At 74.5% G+C, this 21,679-nt stretch carries 14 protein-coding genes; 9 read left to right on the top strand and 5 right to left on the bottom strand.

The window, feature by feature from the left end; all coding sequences use genetic code 11:
* Nucleotides 1-114: 114 nt before the first annotated feature.
* Together POL72_RS22560 and POL72_RS22565 are read right to left on the bottom strand one after the other, a co-directional pair.
* Nucleotides 115-2,157, bottom strand: a complete 2,043-nt coding sequence (locus POL72_RS22560; protein ID WP_272097570.1) for a vWA domain-containing protein — start codon at nt 2,155-2,157, stop codon at nt 115-117.
* Nucleotide 2,158: 1 nt separating this feature from the next.
* A complete protein-coding gene (locus tag POL72_RS22565; protein ID WP_272097571.1) occupies nt 2,159-3,046 on the bottom strand; it encodes a DUF58 domain-containing protein in 888 nt (295 codons plus the stop codon).
* A 352-nt stretch (nt 3,047-3,398) separates the two neighbouring features.
* Here POL72_RS22565 and POL72_RS22570 point away from each other — a divergent pair, with 352 nt between their 5' ends.
* The 5 genes from POL72_RS22570 (at nt 3,399) to POL72_RS22590 (ending at nt 10,089) form a co-directional block, all read left to right on the top strand.
* A complete protein-coding gene (locus POL72_RS22570; RefSeq protein WP_272097572.1) occupies nt 3,399-4,556 on the top strand; it encodes a zinc-dependent alcohol dehydrogenase in 1,158 nt (385 codons plus the stop codon).
* A 399-nt stretch (nt 4,557-4,955) separates the two neighbouring features.
* Nucleotides 4,956-6,476 (top strand): hypothetical protein, encoded by a 1,521-nt coding sequence (locus tag POL72_RS22575; protein WP_272097573.1) that lies wholly within the window; start codon nt 4,956-4,958, stop codon nt 6,474-6,476.
* An 11-nt stretch (nt 6,477-6,487) separates the two neighbouring features.
* Complete coding sequence (locus POL72_RS22580; protein WP_272097574.1) at nt 6,488-8,053, top strand: vWA domain-containing protein; 1,566 nt, start codon at nt 6,488-6,490, stop codon at nt 8,051-8,053.
* A gap of 268 nt (nt 8,054-8,321) precedes the next feature.
* The gene (locus tag POL72_RS22585; RefSeq protein WP_272097575.1) at nt 8,322-9,167 is read left to right on the top strand and encodes a hypothetical protein; all 846 of its coding nucleotides are present in this window, start codon (nt 8,322-8,324) and stop codon (nt 9,165-9,167) included.
* A gap of 10 nt (nt 9,168-9,177) precedes the next feature.
* On the top strand, nt 9,178-10,089 hold the full coding sequence (locus POL72_RS22590; RefSeq protein WP_272097576.1) for a hypothetical protein: 912 nt from the start codon (nt 9,178-9,180) through the stop codon (nt 10,087-10,089).
* 305 nt (nt 10,090-10,394) lie between these two features.
* On the opposite strand, the gene POL72_RS22595 is transcribed toward POL72_RS22590, so the two are convergent.
* Complete coding sequence (locus POL72_RS22595) at nt 10,395-11,924, bottom strand: WD40/YVTN/BNR-like repeat-containing protein (RefSeq protein WP_272097577.1); 1,530 nt, start codon at nt 11,922-11,924, stop codon at nt 10,395-10,397.
* Nucleotides 11,925-12,000: 76 nt separating this feature from the next.
* Here POL72_RS22595 and POL72_RS22600 point away from each other — a divergent pair, with 76 nt between their 5' ends.
* Both POL72_RS22600 and POL72_RS22605 read left to right on the top strand, forming a co-directional pair.
* Nucleotides 12,001-14,766 (top strand): hypothetical protein, encoded by a 2,766-nt coding sequence (locus tag POL72_RS22600; RefSeq protein WP_272097578.1) that lies wholly within the window; start codon nt 12,001-12,003, stop codon nt 14,764-14,766.
* A gap of 43 nt (nt 14,767-14,809) precedes the next feature.
* A complete protein-coding gene (locus POL72_RS22605) occupies nt 14,810-15,586 on the top strand; it encodes a hypothetical protein (protein ID WP_272097579.1) in 777 nt (258 codons plus the stop codon).
* A gap of 40 nt (nt 15,587-15,626) precedes the next feature.
* Here the strand turns inward: POL72_RS22605 and POL72_RS22610 are convergent, their stop codons facing one another.
* Nucleotides 15,627-16,598 (bottom strand): hypothetical protein, encoded by a 972-nt coding sequence (locus POL72_RS22610; protein ID WP_272097580.1) that lies wholly within the window; start codon nt 16,596-16,598, stop codon nt 15,627-15,629.
* 409 nt (nt 16,599-17,007) lie between these two features.
* On the opposite strand from POL72_RS22610, the gene POL72_RS22615 reads away from it, so the two are divergent.
* Nucleotides 17,008-18,366, top strand: a complete 1,359-nt coding sequence (locus POL72_RS22615) for a hypothetical protein (protein WP_272097581.1) — start codon at nt 17,008-17,010, stop codon at nt 18,364-18,366.
* Nucleotides 18,367-18,469: 103 nt separating this feature from the next.
* Here POL72_RS22615 and POL72_RS22620 read toward each other — a convergent pair whose 3' ends face one another.
* Nucleotides 18,470-19,444: a tetratricopeptide repeat protein gene (locus POL72_RS22620; RefSeq protein WP_272097582.1), complete on the bottom strand. Its 975-nt coding sequence runs from the start codon at nt 19,442-19,444 to the stop codon at nt 18,470-18,472.
* A gap of 467 nt (nt 19,445-19,911) precedes the next feature.
* Here POL72_RS22620 and POL72_RS22625 point away from each other — a divergent pair, with 467 nt between their 5' ends.
* Nucleotides 19,912-21,621, top strand: a complete 1,710-nt coding sequence (locus POL72_RS22625) for a serine/threonine protein kinase (protein ID WP_272097583.1) — start codon at nt 19,912-19,914, stop codon at nt 21,619-21,621.
* The last annotated feature ends 58 nt before the right edge of the window (nt 21,622-21,679 follow it).

Below are 21,679 nucleotides of genomic sequence, written 5' to 3' on the forward strand. Positions count from 1 at the left end.
AGCAGGGTGTGGTTCGTCGTCCGGGGGTGCGCCCCGCCCCTCGAGCAGGGATTCGCGTGCATCGGCGAGCTCGTCGAGCTCGTCGAGCACATTGCGCCCCTGCAACCGCAGTGTTCACGACCGTAGTGGCACGCGCGTGAAATACCAGACGTCGAAGAGCACGAAGCCGAGCGCCGCCAGCGCCAGCACCCAGGTCCACTCGACGTGGGCGTCCGGCTGTCCCGCCGCGCTGGAGACGGCGACCTCGCCGCCCCCCTCCGCGACGAGCGGCCTCGGCGTGAGATCGCTCTCGGCGACGCTCGTGAGGTTCGCCGGCACGACGACGGACCCGGCCTGCGGTCCCTGCCAGGCGAGGCGGTAGAAGCCGGCGCGGGGCGTCTCCGCGATCACCGCGACGCCTGCGCGCTGCGCTACCTCGATCCGCTCGCCTGCAGGGCCGGTGGCCTGGAGGTCCCGCGCGGTCGCGGGGACGCTCACGCGCAGCGGCTCGCCGGTGCGCGCGGGGCCTGTGATGCCGTGGGCGCGGTGGGCTCGCGCCTGCTCGATCAGGTTGCGCACGAAGAGCACGAAGGAGGCCTTGAGCGGCCAGTCGCTCTCGCCGACGTCGAAGCCGAGCAGCGTGCCTGTCCGCGAGGCGGTGGAGATGTCGGTCGCGATCGTGCCCTCCTGGGCGCGGATCAGCTCCTGCGTCGCCGCTTCCGGCTTGAGGGACGAGGCCACGCGGAGGTTCACGCCGTCCAGCGTCAGGAAGCGCAGCCGCGGATCCGCCGTGTCCCACGACGTGAGCGTGGGGCGCTCGAGCGTCTGTCCGACGAGCGTGCCGGCGCAGCGCCCGGGCGGCGGGTTCACGATCAGCAGATCGCCCCCCGGAGGATCGGGCGGGCACGCGCCGTCGATCACGACGAACGTGTCGGGATCGAGCCCGGGCTTCCCGAGCAGATCCGCGAGCGCGCCCGAGGTCACCGAGGTCATCGGGTCGGACGCGAGCGCCCGCTCGAGCCAGACGGAGCCGCCGGAGGGCGCTCCCGGCTGCGCGCCCTGGGCGTCGCCGCCCTGGCCCGTGCCGGCCGACGCGAGGAACACCGGGAGCTTGTCGCCGGCCGGCACGCGCCCGTAGGCGACGTCGTCGAGCGGCATCGCGTCGCGCGGCGAGAGCTCGAAGACGAGCCCCTTGCGGTAGTCGCCGGGCGACGGGCGGAACGTGACGACGACCGGGAGGCGCTCGCCCGGCTTGACCAGCACCCGCCGCGAGCCGAGCACGTCCGACGCGTTGTCCTGCCGCATCGTCACGTACACGTCGCGCGGCTGCGCCCCGAAGTTCGCGACCACGAGGAAGGCCTGCACCTCCTCGCGCTGCTCCGATCGCGCGCCGTCCGCGCCGCTCGCGCCGCTCACGTCAACGGCTGCGCTCCCGGAGCGCACGTCGACGCGGACGATGGCGGCGTTGTCGACCGGAGCACCCACGGTGATGACCTCCACCGGCAGCGACGCGCCGCGCAGCGAGGCGGGGCGGGCGAGGTTGCCGTCGGTGATCGCGACGACCCGGCGGGCGCCGCCGAGCTGGCGGAGCCGGTCGATCCCGAGCGCCACCGCGGCCCCGAGATCGCCCTCGACGTCGCGCGCCGCGATGGGGTCGATCGCCGCCTTGAGCCGGACGAGATCGCGATCGAGCGCCGCGACGAGGCGCGCGTCGCGCCCCGCCTCGACGATCAGCGCGTCGCTGCCCGGGGCGAGGCCGGAGAGGAGGTCCCTGGCGAGCTGCTTCGCGAGCTCGATGCGCGTCGTCGCCTCGCCGGCCGGCCCTCGAGCGGCCGCGGACATCGAGGCGCTCGTGTCGAGGACGATCGCCACGTGATCGCCGGTGAGCTCGCGCCCACGCGAGGCGGGGCGGGCGAGCGCGAGCGCGAGGAGCGCGAGCGCGAGCGCCTGCAGGACGAGCGGCAGCTGCGCGATGAGCTTCCTGAACGGCGCGCGCGCCATGAGGTCGCGCTGCGCGGCGGCCCAGAGCCACGTCGAGGGGACGCGCCGGCGGCTCCGCTTGATCTTGAGGATGTAGAGCAGGACGAGCGGGCCGAGCAGCGCGAGCAGCCACAGGCCGCCGGGCGAGAGCAGCGCGAGCGGAGCGCCCGCGGAGGCCTGTGCGAGCGGGGCGGCCACGTCAGTCGACGCCCCTCGCGACGAAGCGGCGGACGGCGCCCTCGAGCGGCTCGTCGCTCCGCGCGCGCACGTACGTCGCGCCGTGGCGGCGGGCGAAGGCGCGCAGCGCCTCGCACAGGCCGGCGAAGCGGGCCGCGTAGGCGGCGAGGGCCGCGGCGTCCAGGGTCACGTCGACGAGCGCCCCGGTCTCGGCGTCCTCGAGCGTCAGGTCGCCCTCGAAGCTCGGCTCGAGCTCGTCGGCGGCGACGACCTGGAGGGCCGCGACGTCGTGGCCGGCCTGCGCCGCGCGCCCGAGCGCGGCGGTGACCGGGCCGGGGTCGAAGAAGTCGGAGACGACGCAGAGGAGGCCTGGCCGAGCGCTCTGCCGCACGACGGCGTCGATGGCGCGCGCGAGGTGCGTCCCGCCGGAGGCCCTCACGCCGTCGAGGGCGCGGAGGAGCGCGGCGAGCCCTGCGCGCCCGCGCACCGGCGCGTGCTCGCGGGCGATGCCGTCGCCCGCCACGAAGAGCTGCGCGCGCTCGGAGCGCGCGAGCGACATGTACCCGATCGCCGCCGCGAGCCGGCGGGCCGCGTCGAGCTTCGTCGGCTCCCCGAAGTCGAGGGACGCCGACGCGTCGCAGACGATGCGGGCGATGACGTCCTCCTCGGCGCAGAACAGCTTGAGCACCGGCTCCCCGGTGCGGGCGTAGGCGGCCCAGTCGATCCGCCGCATGTCGTCGCCGGGCGCGTACGCCCGGTGCTCCTTGAACTCGGCCGAGCCGCCGCGGCGCCGCGCGAGGTGCTCGCCGGCGCCGCCGGAGCGAGCGCGGATCTCGAGCCGCCGCTGGAGCACCTCGAGCTCGCGGACGAAGCTCGCGCCGAGGAGCGGCCCGGGGGACGAGGGGAGCATCGAGAGGAGTAGACATCGGCGCGGGCGGCGGTGCCAGCGGGGTCGCGGACGAGCGGCGGCCCGCGCTCCGTCAGGGGCGCCGGCCGCGCCCGGCCCGCGCTCGGCGGGGGTGCCGGCCGCGCCCGGTCCGCGGTCGCCGTGGTCGCTCCGCGCGCCGAGACAGACCGCCACGGTGGGGCAGAGCACCCCGTTCGCGCTCGGCGTGGCCGACAGGACCCCCGTCCGCAGGCGCGCCGCTGCGCCGTGGCTCGCTTTATGCGAGCCAGCGCGGTGGTTCAGCTGTCTGTGCGCCGGCCCGGCCCGCAGAGCCGCCGAGCGCCCCGTACCGATGTGTCACCCGAAAGGAGGCACCGTGAAGGCCCTGGTTTTCCACAAACCTTCGGACGTCCGCATCGAGGACGTCCCGGATCCCCGGATCGAGGAGCCCACCGACGTCATCGTGCGCGTCACCGCGACAGCGATCTGCGGCTCGGATCTGCACATCTACAACGGCTTCTTCCCCCAGGCGAAGCCCATGGTGCTTGGCCATGAGTTCATGGGCGTCGTCGAGGAGGTCGGCCCGCAGGTCACGAAGCTGCGGAAGGGCGACAGGGTCGTTGTCCCGTTCCCCATCGCGTGCGGGCGTTGCTTCTTCTGTCAGGCGGAGCTGCCCGGCCATTGCGAGAGCTCCAATCCCAAGCACTACGGACCCGAGGGCGGCACCCTCGAGGGCAAGGGCGGCGCTCTCTTCGGGTACACGGACCTCTACGGCGGTTACAACGGGGGGCAGGCCGAGTACGTGCGCGTCCCTTACGCCGACGTCGGACCACGGAAGGTGCCTGAGCGCCTCACCGACGAGGAGGTCCTGTTCACGACCGACATCCTCCCCACCGGGTGGACGGCGATCGAGTGGGCCGAGCTCAAGGGTGGAGAGACGGTCGCCGTGTTCGGATGCGGGCCTGTCGGCCTCGCGACCATGAAATGCGCATGGCTCCGCGGCGCGGCGCGCGTCATCGGCGTCGATCGGGAAGAGTACCGCCTGACGAAGGCCCGCGAGATCGCCAAGGCCGAGACCGTCAACGTCGACAAGGTCGACGCCGTCGAGGCGATCCGCGCGATGACGGGCGGGCGAGGCGCGGACGTGTGCGTCGACGCGGTCGGGATGGAGGCCCACCGCGGCCTCCTCGAGAAGGCCTCCAGCGCCCTTCACGGCCAGGTCGGGACGATATCGGCCCTCCGGCTCGCCCTGAGCGCCGTGCGCCGGGGCGGGGTCGTGCCGGTCGTGGGGGTCTACGGCGTGCCCTACGACAACTTCCCGCTGGGCCAGATCTTCGACAAGGGCCTGAGGCTCCAAGCCGGCCAGGCGCCGGCGCACAACTACATCGACCGGATCCTCAAGCACATCGAGGACGGTCACCTCCGGGCGGACGACATCATCACCCACCGCCTGCCGCTCTCGCGCGCCCCGCAAGGCTACGAGATCTTCAACAAGAAGCTCGACGACTGCGTCAAGGTCGTCCTCAAGCCCTGACGGAGGGCGCAGATCGCCCCCTCCGGCGCTCGTCCGGCGCGCCGTCATACGGCCTCTGTCCTTCGAACACCGCCATCACGGCCCCTCGTCGGAGCCCGATGCGCCGCCGGCCGATCCGGCGCTCGGGAGCGGCCCACGCGCTCGGGCGGCGCGAACGCGCGAACCATGGCCCGCCGCGCGCCCCTGACGCCTGACACCGGCGTCAGGGGCGCGCGGCCGCGGTGCTGTGTAATTTATTGAATTCATGTTGGTTTGTTCAGGGTATGGCGCTTGCTTGGCGCCGGACCTCGGCGAGCGCCTCGCTCGCTTGCTTGGCCACCCGCGATGGCCTCTGATCGCACGGAGGGAGAGCTCCCGATGGCTCGAGATCTGCGCTCAACTCGAACGCTCCTTCACCCCTTGTGGTTGGGAGCCCTGGCGCTCCTCGTCCTCAACGATCACGCCCTCAAGGGCTCCGGCCTGCTCCCCGGGTGGTTGACCGGGAAGCTCAGCGACTTCGCTGGGCTCCTTGTCGCGCCCGCGGTCCTCGCCTCGCTGCTCCGCGTGACCTCACGCCGCGGGTTCCTCGGCGCGCACCTCGTCGTCGGCGTGGTCTTCTCGGCCATCAAGCTCGCTCCGGAGGCCGCCCGCGCGGTCGAGGGGCTCATGGCGCTCACGCCGCTCCCGTGGCGGATCACCGTCGACCCGACGGACCTCATCGCGCTGCCGGTCCTCCTCGCCTCGTACCGCGTGCTCGGCGAGGCGATGGCGCGGCCGGAGCCCGCGCGCCCGGTCGCCCACCGCCTTGCGCTGATGGCCGGCGGCCTGTCCTGCGTGGCCACGAGCTACGATCCGCCTCCGTGCGGCGAGGCCGAGGGGTGCATGCCGCCGCAGCCGCAGGAGCTCGCGTCGCTCGTGATCGGCAACACGACCGGGACCGAGCAGCTCATCCGCGTGCGGCGCCTCCGGGAGTCGGTGCGGGTCGACTGCGGCGTCGTGCTCGACGACCCGACGGGCGCCCTCTCGCGCGATCTGTTCGCGAACGCCGAGATCTGGCTCATCGCGCCCGGCCGCGCGCTCCCGCTCGGCAACGCGGGGTGTGACGCCTACCTCATCGACGCCGACGGGCTGCCGCTCACGCTCCTCGCCTGGTCCGCGACGGACTTTCCCGAGCAGCTGCTCGTCACGTCGACGGAGAACCCGCGGCCGGATCGGATGATCGTCCTGCAGCGCGCCGGGGCCAGGCTCGCGCTTGCCGAGCACCCGGCGGTGTTCCCGGCGCCGCCGCTCGAGACGCCGTCGCCCGCGAGCGCGTGCGGCGTCCACGCCACGGGGAGCGGGCTCGACTGGACCATGCCCGTCCCCGGGGCGGGGGTCCTCACCGGCGTGACATCGTCTCCGGACGGCTGTCATGCCCTCACGCTCGAGCGCGGCGAGACGTTCTTCCTCTGCGCTCCTGCCGAGGCGATCCCGTTCAGCGAAGGCGACGTCCTCCGCGTGAGCTCCGTCGCGATCGACCGCGGCAGCTACCCGGAGCTCCCGCGGGACCAGCTCGCCTTCGCGCGCGGCATCCACATCGAGAGCGCGACGCACGCCGTGCTCGCGCTGCGGGGCAACGTGCTCGCCCGCTGGTCGATGGTCGGCCGGCAGCCCGCCGCCGATTTCTCGGCCGATCTCTCGCCGCTCGCGGGCTGCGACGCGTTCCACGACGCGTGCGGAAGCCTCGTCGCGCCGCTCGAGGCGTCGCTCCTCGGCGAGGGGGTCTCCGGGGTCGCCTCGCTGCGGCCGGGTGAGAGCGCGGAGCTCGCCGAGGGCGCTGGCGCGCTCTTCCTCGTGCGCGCCGACGACATGCCCGTGCGTGACGCGGAGTGCTTCACCGTTCCCATCGATCAACCCCGCCTGCTCGAGTCGGTCTTGGTCGCCGCCACCGCGGCGCCGTAGGAGGTCACGCCATGAAGCTCCGCATCCATGATGTCCTCGCGCTCAGCGCCGCCGCCGCGCTCGGCGCGGCCGGCTGCGCCGATTCCGGTGACGCTCGGGGCAGCGTCGCCGCACCGACGGATCCCCCGGGCAGCGTGGGCGTCTCCCAGGGGGGCGCGCAGGATTTCGGCCTGTTCCGGCAGATCCTCGAGGACGGCGAGATCCCCGGGCCGGACACGCTCGACGACGTCGGCTTCTTTGCCGAGCACAAGCTCGATTACCCGGCAGCGACCTGCGGCGAGGACGTGTGCATGCACGGGCTGCTCGGGATCATGGGCAACATGATCAGCGGCTCGCCCTGCACGCTCATCCAGATCGGGATGAACTCGCCCGTGGATCTCGGCGCGATCGAGCGGCCGCCGCTGCACCTCGTCATCGCCGTCGACACGAGCGGCTCGATGCAAGGCGACCCCATCGCCTACGTCAGGGCGGGGCTCGTCGAGATGATCGACGCCCTCCAGCCGACCGACCGGATCTCGCTCGTCCGGTACTCGGACGCGGCCGAGGTCGTCCTCGAGCAGGCCGAGGGCTCGGACAGGGAGGCGCTCACAGAGGCGTTCGAGGGCCTGACCGCGCAGGGGTCGACCAACCTGTACGAGGGGCTCTTCACGGCGTATGCGCTCGCCGAGCGGCACCTCGATCCGGCCTGGCAGAACCGCGTGATCTTCCTTTCCGACGGCGTGGCTACGGCGGGGCTCACGTCGCCTCAGCGGCTCGTGTCGCTCGCGGCCGGGTACGCGGAGAAGGGGATCGGCCTCACGGCCGTCGGCGTCGGGGCCGAGTTCGACGTCGACGCGATGCGCGGGATCAGCGAGGTCGGCGCGGGCAACTTCTACTTCCTCGAGGACCCGAAGGCGGTGGAGGAGGTCTTCGCCGAGGAGGTGAAGACGTTCCTCGTGCCCCTGGCGCTCGACGTGGAGCTCGACGTCGCCGTGGGCGACGGCTACGTCGTGCGCGGCGCGTACGGCACGAACGGCTGGCAGGGCGGCGAGCGCGGCGGCGCCGTGCACATCCCGAGCCTCTTCCTCGCCGGCCGGACGAGCGCCGCGGAGCCCGTCGGCTCCGGCCGGCGCGGCGGCGGAGGCGCCATCCTGCTCGAGCTCGTGCCGAAGCCCGACCAGCGAGGCGTCGAGGAGCCGCGCGCCGTGGGCAGCCTCGCGCTGTCGTGGCGGCACCCGCTGACGGGCGAGGCGCACGCGCAGGAGGTCGACATCGAGGCGCCGAGCGCGCCCGACGCGCCGCCGGAGGCCGGCTATTTCTCCGGCGACACCGTCGAGAAGGGCTTCGTGATGCTGAACCTCTTCGCCGGGCTCAAGCTCGCCGCCCAGCTCGCCGCGGACGCCGACCCCCGCACCGCGCGGCGCACGCTCGAGGCGCTGCGGCCGAACGTCGAGGCGTGGCTCGCGGATCATCCGGACCCCGACGTCGAGGACGACCTGCGCTACGTCGATCTGTTCATCGAGAACCTCATCAGGGCGGAGGCGAACGTGCAGCCCTACACGCCGGCGGATCCGCCGAACCCCTGGCCCGCGGACTGAGCCCCGAGCGCCCGTCGCGCCGGCGGACGAAAACGACGCTGGCGCCGCGCCCGTGGCCCCCCTTTCACATCGAGCTCCCTCAACACGCGTCTCGACGTCTCCACGTCTCCACATGCGGCCGGCGTGCCCGCGTGCCCGCGTACCCCACAACGCATCCCGTGCGGCGCAAACGTGCGCCGCGGAGATGTCGCTTCCTCGCGGCAATCGCCTTGTGTAGGATCGAATTTTCGCGGCCGTCGAGGAGGAGAGTGCGCCTATGCGAAGATCCATGTTGTTCGGGTTGGCGAGCATCACCGTCTGTCTCACGGCCGCTCTTCCGGCGAGCGCGGGTGTCCCGGAGTGCGGCAACATTCGCTTCGAGGGCCTGTCGAACTGCGAAGTGCGCGTCACGGGCGAGTGCTCCGCGGGCTGCAGCGAGCTCGGGATCTACAAGACAGCGTGCGCCACGAAGCTCGTGCAAGTCTGCAAGACGGAGTGCACCCTCTCGGCGGACGCGGGCTGTACGGACAGCTGCACCGAGCAGTGCAGCGGTGAATGTGACCGCGGCGTCGCGATCACCTGCTCCCACAACTGCTTCAAAGAGTGCACCACCACGCGGGACGTCGAGTGCTCCGGCGCCGTCGATGCCGTCCAGTGCGCCGCCACGTGGGACGCGAACTGCGACAGCGAGTGCGACGCGCAGTGCGTGACGGTGGACGGCGACTGCTACCAGCACTGCATCGAGTGCTGCGGCGGCTCGTGCACGGCCGACGCGAACATGGACTGCCAGACCACGTGTCAGAATGAGGAGTTCGAGGACTGCGAGCACGAGTTCCGCGCGAACTGCGATGCTTCCTGCAGCGGCGACGGCGCGCTCTTCTGCAATGGGAAGTACATCATCTCCGGATCGCAGATCCCCGCGTGCGTGAACGCGCTGCTCGCGCAGGGCGTCAGCGTGGAGGCCGAGGCGGAGGTCACCATCGGTCCAGATGGCATCGACGGGAACCTCTCCGCCGGCATGTGCGCCTTCAGGCCTGCGAGCAAGGCCTCCCTCGCCGCGCCGTTCGCCGCGCTCGCGGCCGTGGCCGGCTGGCTCGCGCGGCGCCGCAAGCGTTCATCCCACACGTCGAGCTGATCGACCCCAGATGAGCGTGCGGCCGATCCCCGAGGCGCTGCTCTCGCTGCTCCTCCTGTGCTCCGCAGGTTGCGGGAGCGACGCGGACTCGGCCGATGCGCTCGTTGTGGTCGGCCTCACGACGGATATGGCGGTCGGCTTCGATATCGAGCGCGTCGAGAGCACCACGAAGGTGGATGGCGTCGTCACGCGCACCGAGCGCCTCTCGTATCGGAGGGGAGAGCTGTCGCTCCCGGCGGAGCTCGAGGTGGGGCCAGCGCGGGACGGCGCGGAAATCGAGCTATCCATCGCGGCGTTCCGCGACGGTGAGGCCTCTCCCATCCTGACGCGGAAGGCCGCGACCCGCGCTGCTGGCGGGCGGAGCGTGCTCCTGCCCGTCTCGCTCGACGAGGCGTGCTGCGCGAGCTCCTGTGCGGCGAGCGCGACCTGCGCGGCGGGGGCGTGCGTCGACCCCTTCATCGCCCCGTCCGCGCTCGACGACCACGACCCGCTGTGGATCGCGTCGGCGAGCGACGCGTGCAAGACGCCGTCCTCTGGCGCGCCCGCGGTCGTGATCGGGCAGGGGCAAGACGCGTTCACCTCGCTGGAGCATGGTGAGGTGGTGCCGATCGAGGCGGGCCCTCAAGGGGGCCACCACGTGTGGCTCGCGCTGCGCGTGACCGGCCTCCGCCAGATGGGCTCGCGCCTGACCGTGGAGGGGTACTTCCCCGAGCTGGAGTTCGAGCTCCTTCCGTTCACTGCGCAGGTCACGCTGCACAAGGTCGGAGAGGGCCGCTGCGAGATCGATGGCGTGCGCTTCCAGGTGGACCGGGGGCTCCCTGTCGAGACCATCCGGGGGCAAGCGCTCGACATCGAGATCTCCCTGGAGGACCCGAACGGCGACGTCGGGACGGCCACGCAGCGGGTCGTCATCTCTCCCTGACACATCCGCTGTCGGAGCGGCCCTAGGAGGTGTCGACTGCGTTGCCGGATCGACGCGGCCCCCTCGCGAGGGGGGCGCCGGCACGTCGCGACCTGGCAGGGGCGGCCCTCGAGGCCGTCGATTTCGGTTCCGGATCGACGTTCCCCCCCCTCGCGAGGGGGCGCCGGCACGTCGCGACCTCGCAGGAGCGACCCTCGAGGCTGTCGATTTCGGTTCCGGATCGACGTTCCCCCCCTCGCGAGGGGGCGCCGGCACGTCGCGACCTCGGAAGAGCGACCCGCGAGGCTGTCCGTTTTGGTCCTGGCTCAGCCGAGCGCGCCTCGTGCGGCGACGCCAGCGCGTCGAGATCTCCGCCGCGCCGCCGCGACCGCCGCCAGGCACGCGGCGGCAAGCGCGCCGGCCCGACCGTCCTCCGCGCCGCCGGTGCGGCAGCTGCAGCCCTCTTCGCTCGGTCGCGCCCCACCGGAAGGCGGCGCCCCGCCGTCTGGTACATCGGGCGCTCCACCCGCGCCTGCGGCGCTCGCCCGATCTCCGCCGCCGCTCGCCGCCGTTGCCCCGCCGACGCCGGACGCTCCGCCGGCGCCGGTCGCGCCGGCGCTCGTGCCGCTACCGGCCGCGGCTGGGCCGGCGTCCGACGTGCAGTCCCGGTGGCCCGTCATCAGCGCGATCCTCGGCCAGTCGGTCGGGCAGACCGCTCCGACCGCCGTGCTCGCCGCGCAATCCAGAGGACCACGGATGCATGCCTGCTGGAGCAGCGGCTCGAACGTCGCGCCGCCGTCGAGCGAGCGGCCGATCGTGAAGCCGTCCACGAACTCGCTCGCGCACGCGTAGAGGCCGGAATCCGTCCAGGCGAAGCAGCGCGGCGCGACGCTCGAGACGCGCTCGAACGCCAGCGTCGACGAGGCCGCGCGGAAGACGCCGTCGATGTCGCTCCCCACCGCCACCGTCGCGCCGTCCGGCGAGATCGCGAACGCGCGCACGAAGCCCTCGGTCGCGAACACGGGCGCGAACGTCGCCCCGCCGTCCATCGAGACGAACAGGCGCCCCGGCGCGCTCGCGATCCGCACGTACAGCACGTCGGCGTCGCGCGGATCGACCCCGGCGATGTAAGGCTCGCGCGACGTCGTGCTCCCCGGCACCGCCGCGGTCTGCCACGTCTCCCCGCCGTCGGCCGAGCGCGCGATCACCCCCTTGACCGAGCCGCCCTCGCTCGCGAGGCCGCTCACGTAGACCCGCCGCGGATCCGAGGGCGCGACGTCGACCGTCCGCGCCAGAAAGCCCTCCGGGAGCGGCGTCCCCGCGCTGGTCCAGGTCGCGCCGCCGTCGCGCGACGCCCAGAGGCCGTGCCTGGTCCCGGCGGCCACCGCGACGACGTGCGACGGATCGCCCCGCCGGACCGAGAGATCGATCACCTCCCGCCCCGCGAGCTCGGCGCCGCGCGCGCGCGCCCAAACGCAGCCGCCCTCGGTGCCGACCGCGATCCCGTCGGTCAGCGCGGCGAGCACTCGGCCGCTCGCTGCCGCGGCGATGGGCGGGGATTGGCCGCCCGCGTCGTCGTACCCGACAGCGCCCTCGCAGATCCAGCGCCAGCTCGCGCCCCCGTCCCGCGTGGTCAGCAGGCCGTACGTCATCCGGGCGACGGCGCGCGCTGGATCCGCCGGGTCGAACACGATCTGGTCCGCCGAGGGAAAGACGCCGTTCGCAGCGGCAGGGGAGGGGAGCGCCATGGCGACGAGCGCGGCGGCGAGCGCGACGGCGCGCGCCGCGGAGGCGAGCGCGACGGCGCGCGCCGGGCGAGATCCCGGCCTCACGGCGCGCGGGGGAGACGAGCGCATCACGGGATCCATCGTACCGCGGCGCGCGCGCCGAGAACCGCCCACGCCGCCTCCGCGCCCCGCTACACTCGCCGTAATGCCGGAGCGCATCGTCGTGTCCTTTCGAGGTACTGCGGCCCTCTCGCAGCCAGACGGCACGGACGCGGTCGCGCCGTGGCCCGGCCGCCGCGGCGCGCCGCGGGCGCCCGCGCCGCCATCGCGCCAGAAGGGCGCGGCGCGCGGCGCCGGCGGCGCGGCGCGCGGCGAGGAGAGCTACCTCGCGAGGGCGCTCGCGCTGAAGAAGCGCGCCGAGGCGCTCGGCGCCACCCTGTGCGCCTGGAGCGCGCAGACCTTCTCCTTCGAGTTCACCGCCGACGACGTCGAGGAGGCGGTGCTGCTCGCCGCGCTCGCCGCGGAGGACGCGGGGGTGCACCCCGACGCGCGCTTCGCGGTCGGCATCGCGCAGGGCGAGATGACCTACGTCGGCGAGGCGGGGCGCTTCACCGCGCTGTCCTGGGGGCAGCCGCTGCTCGTCGCCGTCATGCTCGCCCGCGTCGCGCCCCCCGGCGACGTGCTCCTCGATCCCGCGCTCCCCGCCGTGATCTCGGGCGAGCTCATGACCCTCGGCGCCCACCGCGGCATCGACGGCGCGCGCCGGGTGCGCGGCCTCCGCCTCGACGCGCAGCAGCCGCTGCGCAGGCAGGTCGCCGAGAGCGTGGCGCGCCTGTGCAAGCCGCCGCTCATCGGCCGCGACGCCGAGCTCGCCGAGCTCGCCGTGCCCCCCGGCTCCCTCGCGATCGTCCGGGCCGAGCCCGGCGCCGGCGGCACGCGGCTGCTCCACGAGCTGGAGCGGCTGCTCGCGCCGTCGCGGAGCCTCTTCGTCGCGCCGATCGGGGCCTCGCGCGAGCCGTTCGGCGCGCTCCGGCGCGCCCTCGCGCGCGCGGCGCTCCGCGCCGAGAAGAGCCGCGCCCGCGCGCCGGCGCTCCCGGATCGGCTGAAGCCCGCGCTCGCGCGGCTCCTCGCCGGCGAGGGCGTCGAGCCGAGGATCGCCGCCGAGGTGCTCGCCGCGTGGCTCGCCCCGTCCGACGTCCGCGTCGGCCTGCTCGCCGTCGACGACGCCTCCGAGGTCGACGCCGCGAGCCTCGACGCGATCGCCCTCGCCCTCTCGCCGGGAGGCGGCCCGCGCGCCGTCGCCCGGCTCGGGCGCTCGGAGCCGCTCCCCGCGCCGCTCACCGCGCTCACCCCCGCCGCGACGGTCACGCTGGGGCCGCTCTCCGCGACGGGCGCGCAGGATCTCGTCCGCCGCCTGTTCGACGGCTGCATCGACGAGGCGGGCGCGCGCCGCTGGGCCGCGCGCGCGCCCGCCTTCCCGCTGGCCGTGCGCGAGCTCCTGTGCGAGGCCCTGGAGAGCGGCGCGCTGCGCTGGATCGGCAGGAGCGTCGGGCCGCGCCGGCGCAGCGCCGGGCGGGGCAGGCCCGCGCGCACCATGACCGGCGCCGAGCTCGCCGCGCCCCCCGCGTTCCGCCCGATCGAGGGCCGCCTGCGCCTGCTCGCGATCGGCCACCGCACGGTGCTCACCGCGCTCGCGACGCTCGGCGGGGACGCGTCGGACGCGGCGATCGACGCGCTGTGCGACGGCACCGGCGCCCCGAAGGTCGCCGCGGTCCAGGCAGCGCTGCTCGGCGCCGGCTGGGCCTTCCGGCCGGAGCCCGGCTGGCTGCGGCTCTCCTCGCGCACGCTGCGCGACGCCCTGATCGCGGCCGTCCCGCCGGGCGAGCGCGCCGCGTGGCACCTGGCCGCGGCGCGGGTCGTCGAGGACCACGCCAGCGTGCTCGGCCTCGCCGACGCCGCGTGGCACGCCGCGAAGGCGGGCGACCGGCGCTCCGCGGCCGATCTCGCCGGGCGCGCCGGGCGCGCGGCCGGCGACGCGCTGCTCGAGTCCTCGGCCGCGGAGCTGCTCGCGTTCGCCGACGAGCAGGAGACGGCGAGAGAGCCCCGGGACGGGGCGCCGGACAGCTCGTCGAGCCAGCCGCCCACCTACCGCACGCCCATCGAGGTGGTCGGCGACGTGCCGGAGCCGCAGCGCGCGGCGCCGGCTCGGGAGCGCTCCGGCCCCGACGCGCTCGGCGGGGCGGCGGACGGCTCGGCGAGCGAGGCGCGCGCGGCGTCCCGCCAGCGCGGCGCGGCCTCCGCGCTCGCCGCGGAGGGCGAGCGTCGCGAGAGCGTGGGCGACGTCGCGCCGCGGAGCGCGGGGCGCGACGTCGCCCACGCTCTCGGCGCGCTCGCGGCGCAACCGGACGACGCACCCCAGGACTTTCCCGACGCGACCTCCCCGGACGTGGGCCTTCCGTGCTGCGACGCCTCCGGAGATCCGCTCGCGAAGACCACGGAGTCGCCCGTCCTGTCGATGAACGACATCGCGGTCCGCCTCGCCGAGCTGGCCAAGCAAGCGCTCGTCCAGGGCGACCTCCGCACGCTCGAGCGGCTCGTGGGCGAGCTCCGTCGCACCGGCGAGCACCTCGATCTGGCGGAGCGCATGACCGGCCTGATCTCGCTCGGGCGCGGCGCGAAGGAGGAGGCGCTCCGGCGCTTCCGGATCGCCGCGGAGGCCGACGCGTCGCCTTCGCAGCGGGCGCGGGCGCTGCTCGCGTACGGCGTCGCGCTGGCCGCCGCGGGCCGCACGGAGGGCGCGCTCCTCGAGGCGCTGAGCGCCCTCGCGCGCGCCCGCGAGGCCGAGGATCACCACGGCGAGCAGGCGTGCGCGCAGTTCCTGGCGCAGCTCGCGGCCGCGACCGGGCACGAGGAGGCGGCCCGCGCGTGGGCGCAGGTGGCGCGCCTCGCCGGCGCGGCGCCCCCCTCGTGACGGCGCATTGACAGCGTCGCCGCGGCTGTCCATACCGCCGGCCATGTCGTCCCGAGAGCCCTCCGGCGAGCCGGCTCCCGCGCCGGAGACCGGCGAGGAGCGCGCCGCGCCGAGCGAGAGCGCCAGCGCCGGAGAGCGCGCCGCGCCGAAAGCGCGCGCCAGCGCCGGAGCGCGCGCCGGCGCGCGCCGGGTCGCCGCGCTCCTCGCGCTGGCGCTCTCGCTCGGCGCGATCGCCGGCGTCGCGTACCAGCGCTACGCCGCGGTGCACCTGCGCGCCCTCCCGAGGGTCCCGGGCTGCGTCCGCGGGGCGCGGGTCGCGCTTCGCAAGCCGGTCGCCGTGTCCGGCACGGAGCCGCGCCAGACGGCGTCGGGCGAGACGGTCTACCTCACGCCCGGGGAAGATCGCGCCGTCGCCTGCGCCTTGCAGCTCGACGAGGCGCTCGCGCGGCACCTCGCCGGAGCGCTGGCCGAGCAGGCGCCGGCGCAGCGCGCCGCCCGGTTGGTCGAGCTCGTGCGCGACCGCGTGCCGGCCGACCCGGCGTACGATCGCGCCGCCTCTGCGGCTTACATGATGGCCTCCGCGGCCCTGCGGGGCCTGCCGGACGACGTGGCCGAGGTCGGCGCCGCTGCGGAGGAGCTCGATCGGCATCACGCCTGCCGCTTCGACACGCGCCGCCCCTGTCCGACGCGCCCGCCGATGCCGGCGCTCGTCTGGCTCACCGGCGCCCCGGCGGCGCTGAGCCTGCTCGGGCTGCTCTGGATCGGCCTCGCCGCGAGCGCCGCGCGCTACAGGCGCTGGAGGGCGCGCCGGAGCCGCTGATCGCCCGAGCGCGTCGCGCGCCCCGGTCGGCCCGAGCGCCTCAGTCGATCGCCTCGACGCGAAAGCTCGACTGGACCAGGCGGCGGGGTCGGGCCCCGATGTCGGCGACGTCGAACCCGAAGCCCGCGCCCTGCTGGTGGATCCCGCCCGACGTGGCGCCGCTCGGCATCTGCACCGACGAGTTCACCGTGACGTAGACCTTCGCCCCTTTGGCGAACGCGGCGGTCATCGCGAGCACGCGCCCGGCGAGCTGCGCCGCCGCCTCGCGCGCCACCAGCGCCCAGAGCGCCGCCGCTCCTGCCGTCGACGACAGCGCGCGCACGCCGAGCACCGCGCCGGCGCCGCTCAGCTGCACCTCGAACACCGCGCGCGCCGTCGCGGGCGTCTCGGAGGAGCGCACCGCGTCCGCCACCACGGACGCGACCGTCCCGGCGGCGGGCAGATCCAGCCCCAGCGTCTTGTCCCGATCGCGCATCGCCTCGCGCAGCACCTCGCCGGCCCTGTCCACCGAGACCTCGCGCGGCGCGGTCGGCGCGGTCGGCGCCGGCGGTGGCGGCGCGCGATCCGGCAGAACGCCGGGCAGCTGCCACACCGGCGCCCCCCCGAGGCCCGCCACCCCCCGCGGTGGGGTCGGCGCGCTCGGCGGCCCGTCGTACTCGCTCGATGGCGCAGGGGCCGGAGGCGCCACGGGACCCTCTCGCGGCTCGACCGGCGCCTCCGGCGGCGCCGACGGATCGAGCGGCCGCCGGTCGCGGCGCGCCGTCCGGCCGAGGACCGGCTCCGCCTCGCGCGGCCGCGCCTCGTCCGGCGCGCGTGGCAGGGGCGCGCGCGCCTCGTCCTGCTCCGGCTCGCGCGGCGGGACGGGCTCTATCTCGATCTCCACCTCGCGGCGCGCGCCGCTCGAGCGGGCCTCGAGCGCCGGCCCCGAGGAGCCCGCGATCCGCGCGAGCAACGGGATGGCGGCATGGAGCAGCGTCGCTGCGAGCAGGAAGCGGACCTCTCGGGAGAGCAAGCGCCGAGCACCTTGGTGGGTGCCGGAGAGGGGCGCAAGTGCGTGTTTCGTCGCCGGCGTGCTCACGGCGTGCTCGCGTCACCGCTCGCGCGCACCTGCGCGGCCCCGGGCACACCCCACCCGCTCCCTCGCTTTGCGGTCCGACAGGCTCACCCGCGCGTGTTCCAGCAGGGGCCAGGGTCTTACGGCCACGCTTAAATATGCGCGTACGGAACGGTTGTCGCTTGAGCTCGAGACCGTACTGGTCGATGCTCCGCCTGCCGCGACGCCTTCCGGGTTCACGGCAGGAGCAGAAACGCAGCGTGCTGCCGCCGTGCGGCGCGCTCACGGAACAGACGCAGCGCCTGGCGAACCAGGGCTGGGCGCTACATCCCCGTTGTAAGGGAGGGGTATCGAAATGAAGGGAAACGTGCGCGCTGACGGGTCGCCTGCGGACCTATCGCCGACGCCCACGCCGCCGCCCGTCACCGTGGTCCAGGGCTGCCCGGATCGCGGTCTTCCCCTCGACCTGCCGCCCCTCGGCATGGCCCCCGCGCCGGAGGAGCAGGCGTTCCTTCCCGATTTCGCCGCTCCAACGCTGCAGGGGACGCCGCCCTTCCCCGGGGCCGGGCCGTACGGCTCCTGGTCCGCGCCCTCGCCGGGCGAGCGCCGCGCGCGCGTGTGGCGCGCCCTCGGGGCGTTCGTCCTGGCCGCGGCCACCGTGATCGTCGTCGTCGCCATCACCGCGCGCGGGCTCGTCGCGCGCATGCCGGCCGCCTCCGCCGAGGCGTTCCGCGCCATGACCCCCGTCAACCGCGCGTCGCTGCTCGCGCTGCGCTCCTCGCGCGAGGACGCCGGCGCGAGCGCGGCCGTCGCGCCGGAGGGGCTCGCGCGCTTGCAGCTGCCGGCGCCGCCGCCCGAGCCGGCGACGCCGCCGCCCGCGATCCGGCACGAGGGCTACGCGTCGATCCGCGGCGGCGTGCTCTTCACGCCCGACACGTTCAGGCCCACCGGGTCGAGCTACGATCTCCTGCTGCACTTCCACGGCAACACCCAGCTCGTCCGCGAGAGCGCCGAGGTCGCCGGGCTGAACGCCGCGGTCGCCGTCATCAACCTCGGCATCGGCTCGGGCGCGTACGAGGACTTCTACGCGACGCCGGGCGTCTACGAGAGCCTGCTCGCGGACATCGACCGGGCGCTCGCGCAGCGCGGGCTGCCGACTCCGCGGCTCCGCCGGGTCGCCCTCTCCTCGTGGAGCGCGGGCTACGGCGCGATCGCCAAGATCCTGGAGCTCCGCCGCGGCGCCGAGACCCTCGACGCGATCCTCGTCACGGACGGCATCCACTGCGGCTTCGTCCCGGAGCAGCCGAGCGGGCTCAACCCGCTGCAGCTCGCCTCGTTCGCGCGCGCCGCGCAGCTCGCCGCCTCGGACAAGCTGCTGTTCACCATCACGCACTCGGAGATCGACCCGATCGCGTACGCCAGCTCCACCGCCACGGCCAGCTACCTGCTCGACGCCGCGGCAGGGCACCACGTCGAGCGGTCGCCCGCGTCGGACGCGCCCCCGCACCTGCGGCTGCGCGCGGCCGAGGGCGCCGTCTCGAAGAAGCTCGAGAAGCAGATGATCCCGACCACCGAGGCGAGCGTCGGCGAGCTCCACGTCCGTGGGTTCCGGGGCAACACGCCCGAACACCACATGGCGCACCTGCTCCAGATGGCCTCGACCGTCCTCCCGGAGCTCGTCGAGCGCTGGCGCGTAGGCGGCGATCCGCCGTCGTCCGGGCGCTGATCGCGCCTGTCCGCCAGGCCACCCCGGCGCGCCTCTGTCCGGCCAGGCCGCCGATGGGCGCGCCTGCCCGCTGGGCCGTCCACCGCGCCCGCAGGCGGCGGGGTCAGCTCCGGCTCCGCGCCTCTGCCATCCAGGCCTCGATCGCCGTGGCCACCGGGTGATCCACCCCGAGCTCCGCCTCGGCGAGCGCGAGCGCCCGCTCGTACAACGGCAGCGCCGTGGACAGCCGCCCCGCGGCGTGGTGGACCTGCGCGAGCCGGACCAGCGTGGGCCGGAGCGACGGGTGGGCGGCCCCGGCCAGCGCCTCCCGCGCGGCGAGCGCGCGCTCGTACAGCGCCGCCGCCTCGGCCGCGTCCCCGAGCGCCTCCCGCGCGGCCGCCAGGTTGTGCAGGATCGACGCGAGGAGCGCCCCCTCCACGCCCGCCCCCGCCTCGGCGATCTCGAGCGCCCTCCGGAGCATCACCTCCCGCTCGGCGGTCGGGAGGTCCTCTTCCAGCTCCAGGAACGTGGCGGCGTTGTAGAGCGCCTCTGCGACGAGCGCGTGACGGGCACCGAGCGCCCCCTCCCGCAGCGCGATCGCCCGCCGGAAGAGCGGCGCCGCCTCGGCGCGGGCCCCCCGCCTGCCGAGCAGCAGGCCGAGCCGGTTCAGCAGCGCCGACAGCTCGATGGGGTCGGGGTCGCGCATCCGCTCGTAGCCCGCGAGCATCCGGCGGAACAGCGCCTCGACGTCCTCGAGCTCGCCCTGCCGCTCGAGGATGGCGGCCAGCTGCTCGAGCAGCCTCGGCAGCGGGGGATCGGTGCTCGCCGCCGCCTCGGCGATGGCGATCGCCCTCGCGGAGCTCGCGCGCGCCTCGTCCAGCCGCCCCTGCGCGAGCCGGGCCGAGCTCAGCGCGTAGAGCGGCGCCGTCAGCTCGGCGTCCCCCTCACCGTAGATCTCCTCGGCGATCCGGAGCGCCCGCGCGCACGTCGCCTCCGCGTCGGCGTGGCGCGAGCCGGCGAGCTCGGACGCGGCCACGTCGAGTAGGCGCCGGTACTCTCTCCCCCTCCACCAGCGCAGCACGGCGCGATCCGGTCGCATCCTCCTCTACTACCTCGTCCCCACCCGGGAGGGCGAGAAGGCCGGCAGGGACGTCCGGCGCGCACCGGCCGGCGTCCGGCGGCGGCACCCGACAAGGATGATCGGAAGAGCATCGCGCGGGCGCGGAGCAGTGTACTCTGCTCGCAGGATCTCGTGGCGCGAAGGTGCGATGCAAACGCTCGATGCCAGCAACTGGCGGTTCCCGTCGATCGGGGCTATGGCGCACGGCGCATGGTGCAGCGCCTCACGGCCGGCCTCTCGCGCGGGGGTCCCGGCCTCACGAACGGGGCGATCGTGGAGGCGATCGAGGAAAGGTCGCCAAGGACATTTCTTCCGTTTAGACTGCCCCGACGGCCCCACGCGCCGACGCTCCCCACGATCATGAGGTCCAGGCTCACGCATCGCGAGGCATCGTCACCGAGGGGAGGGCTCGCCCGCGCCCGCACGGGGAAGGCGACGGAGTTCATATGAGTGGTGCCAACGAAAACGTCGTCGATGAAGTAGCGCGCAGCGAGCCGATCGATCCGTTGCTCGGAAAGGTGCTCAACGGAAAGTTCAAGATCCTTTCCCAGCTCGCGACCGGCGGCATGGGCACGATCTATCGCGGCGAGCAGATCCCGCTCGGGCGCCCGGTGGCGATCAAGGTCTTGATCCCGAACCAGGCCTCGCGGCAGCTCGACCCGAACTTCCACAAGCGCTTCTTCCTCGAGGCGAGCATCCTCGCGCGCCTCCAGCACCCGAACATCGTCACCGTCTTCGACTACGGCCGCATCGAGGCCGATGATCAGGACCGGTTCTTCATGGCGATGGAGTTCCTCGAGGGCGAGACGCTCTTCCGGCGCGTGCGCCGGCAGGGGCGCCTGCCGCCGCCCGAGGCGATGCGCATCGCGCGGCAGATCGCGCGCGGGCTGCGCGAGGCGCACAAGCACGGCGTCGTCCACCGCGACCTCAAGCCGTCGAACGTCATGCTCGTCTCCAACGAGGACGCGGAGGAGGCGGTCAAGATCCTCGACTTCGGCCTCGTGAAGCAGCTCGGCGACGACTCGGAAGAGCTCACGCAGCAGGGCGCGTTCCTGGGCTCGCCCCGCTTCATGTCGCCGGAGCAGATCTCGCACGGCAAGGTTGACCTCAGGACCGACATCTACTCGCTCGGCGTCATCCTCTACCAGATGCTCTGCGGGAAGGTCCCGTTCGAGTCCGAGAAGTCGATCCAGATCCTGATGGCGCACCTCCAGCAGCCGGTGCCGCGCATGAAGGAGCGGAACCCGGACGTCGACATCCCGGAGCCGCTCGAGGCGCTCGTGATGCGCTGTCTCGCGAAGGATCCGGACGGCCGGCCCGCGACGATGGACGCCCTCATCCAGGGCCTCGGCGAGTGCGCCCGCGGCATGGGCGTGACGACCGCGTTCGGCGGCACGCAGATCACCTCGTTCGAGTCGCTGCCCGGCGTGCAGATCTCGTCGCGTTCGTCCACGGTGCAAGCGCTCAAGGACGCGGTGACGCTCCCCGCGCCGTCGAGCGATGACGATCCGAGCGGGCGCACCTCCGGCGTCGGCTCGGGCCCGGGCGCCGCCGCGACCGCGGCGGGCGCGTCCAAGGGCGCGACCGGCGCGCAGGAAGCGCCCTCCGGCGGCGGGCGCAAGGCGGTGATCTTCGCCGCCATTGGCGCGGTCGTCGTGGCGGCGGGCGCGTTCGCGCTGACCCGCAAGCCCGCGCAGAACAGCGAGGCCACGCCCGAGGTCGCGACCGCGCCGACGACCGCGCCCGCGGCGACCGGCACGCCCAGCGAACACAAGGGCGCGCCCTCGTTCATGCTGATCATCGAGTCGATCCCGGCGGGCGCCGAGGTCCTGGAGGACGGGAAATCGCTCGGGCAGACGCCGCTCCAGCTCTCGATCGCGAACGACGAGGTGCGCGCGTCGCCTCGCCGGCTGACCCTGCAGAAGGAAGGCTTCCAGCCCTACTCCATCGTGCAGGGGCCGTCGGAGATGTCCGTGCAGACGGTCGCACGGCTCGCGCAGGTGGCCGCGCCCGCGAAGACCGACGACGCGCCGTCGAACACGAGCTCGGGCGGCAGGCGAAACTGGGGCCGCCCCGTTCGCCCCGCAGCGCCCACGGCCACGTCGAAGCCCAACCCTCCGGAGAACACGGCGCCGTCGATCCGGATCGACCGGTAGCGATCAGGGCGCGCCCGACGAGCACCATCGGCTAGCCCCTGATTTCACCGCGCCGCAA

It is taken from the genome of Sorangium aterium (genome assembly GCF_028368935.1).
GTDB classification, from domain to species: Bacteria; Myxococcota_A; Polyangia; order Polyangiales; family Polyangiaceae; genus Sorangium; species Sorangium atrum.

What these genes read in the sequence shown, in the direction of transcription:
- POL72_RS22565 (WP_272097571.1), bottom strand. Translation starts at nt 3,046, where the DNA reads ATGCTCCCCTCGTCCCCCGGGCCGCTCCTCGGCGCGAGCTTCGTCCGC.
- POL72_RS22580 (WP_272097574.1), top strand. Translation starts at nt 6,488, where the DNA reads ATGAAGCTCCGCATCCATGATGTCCTCGCGCTCAGCGCCGCCGCCGCG.
- POL72_RS22585 (WP_272097575.1), top strand. Translation starts at nt 8,322, where the DNA reads ATGTTGTTCGGGTTGGCGAGCATCACCGTCTGTCTCACGGCCGCTCTT.
- POL72_RS22590 (WP_272097576.1), top strand. Translation starts at nt 9,178, where the DNA reads ATGAGCGTGCGGCCGATCCCCGAGGCGCTGCTCTCGCTGCTCCTCCTG.
- POL72_RS22595 (WP_272097577.1), bottom strand. Translation starts at nt 11,924, where the DNA reads ATGCGCTCGTCTCCCCCGCGCGCCGTGAGGCCGGGATCTCGCCCGGCG.
- POL72_RS22600 (WP_272097578.1), top strand. Translation starts at nt 12,001, where the DNA reads ATGCCGGAGCGCATCGTCGTGTCCTTTCGAGGTACTGCGGCCCTCTCG.
- POL72_RS22605 (WP_272097579.1), top strand. Translation starts at nt 14,810, where the DNA reads ATGTCGTCCCGAGAGCCCTCCGGCGAGCCGGCTCCCGCGCCGGAGACC.
- POL72_RS22620 (WP_272097582.1), bottom strand. Translation starts at nt 19,444, where the DNA reads ATGCGACCGGATCGCGCCGTGCTGCGCTGGTGGAGGGGGAGAGAGTAC.
- POL72_RS22625 (WP_272097583.1), top strand. Translation starts at nt 19,912, where the DNA reads ATGAGTGGTGCCAACGAAAACGTCGTCGATGAAGTAGCGCGCAGCGAG.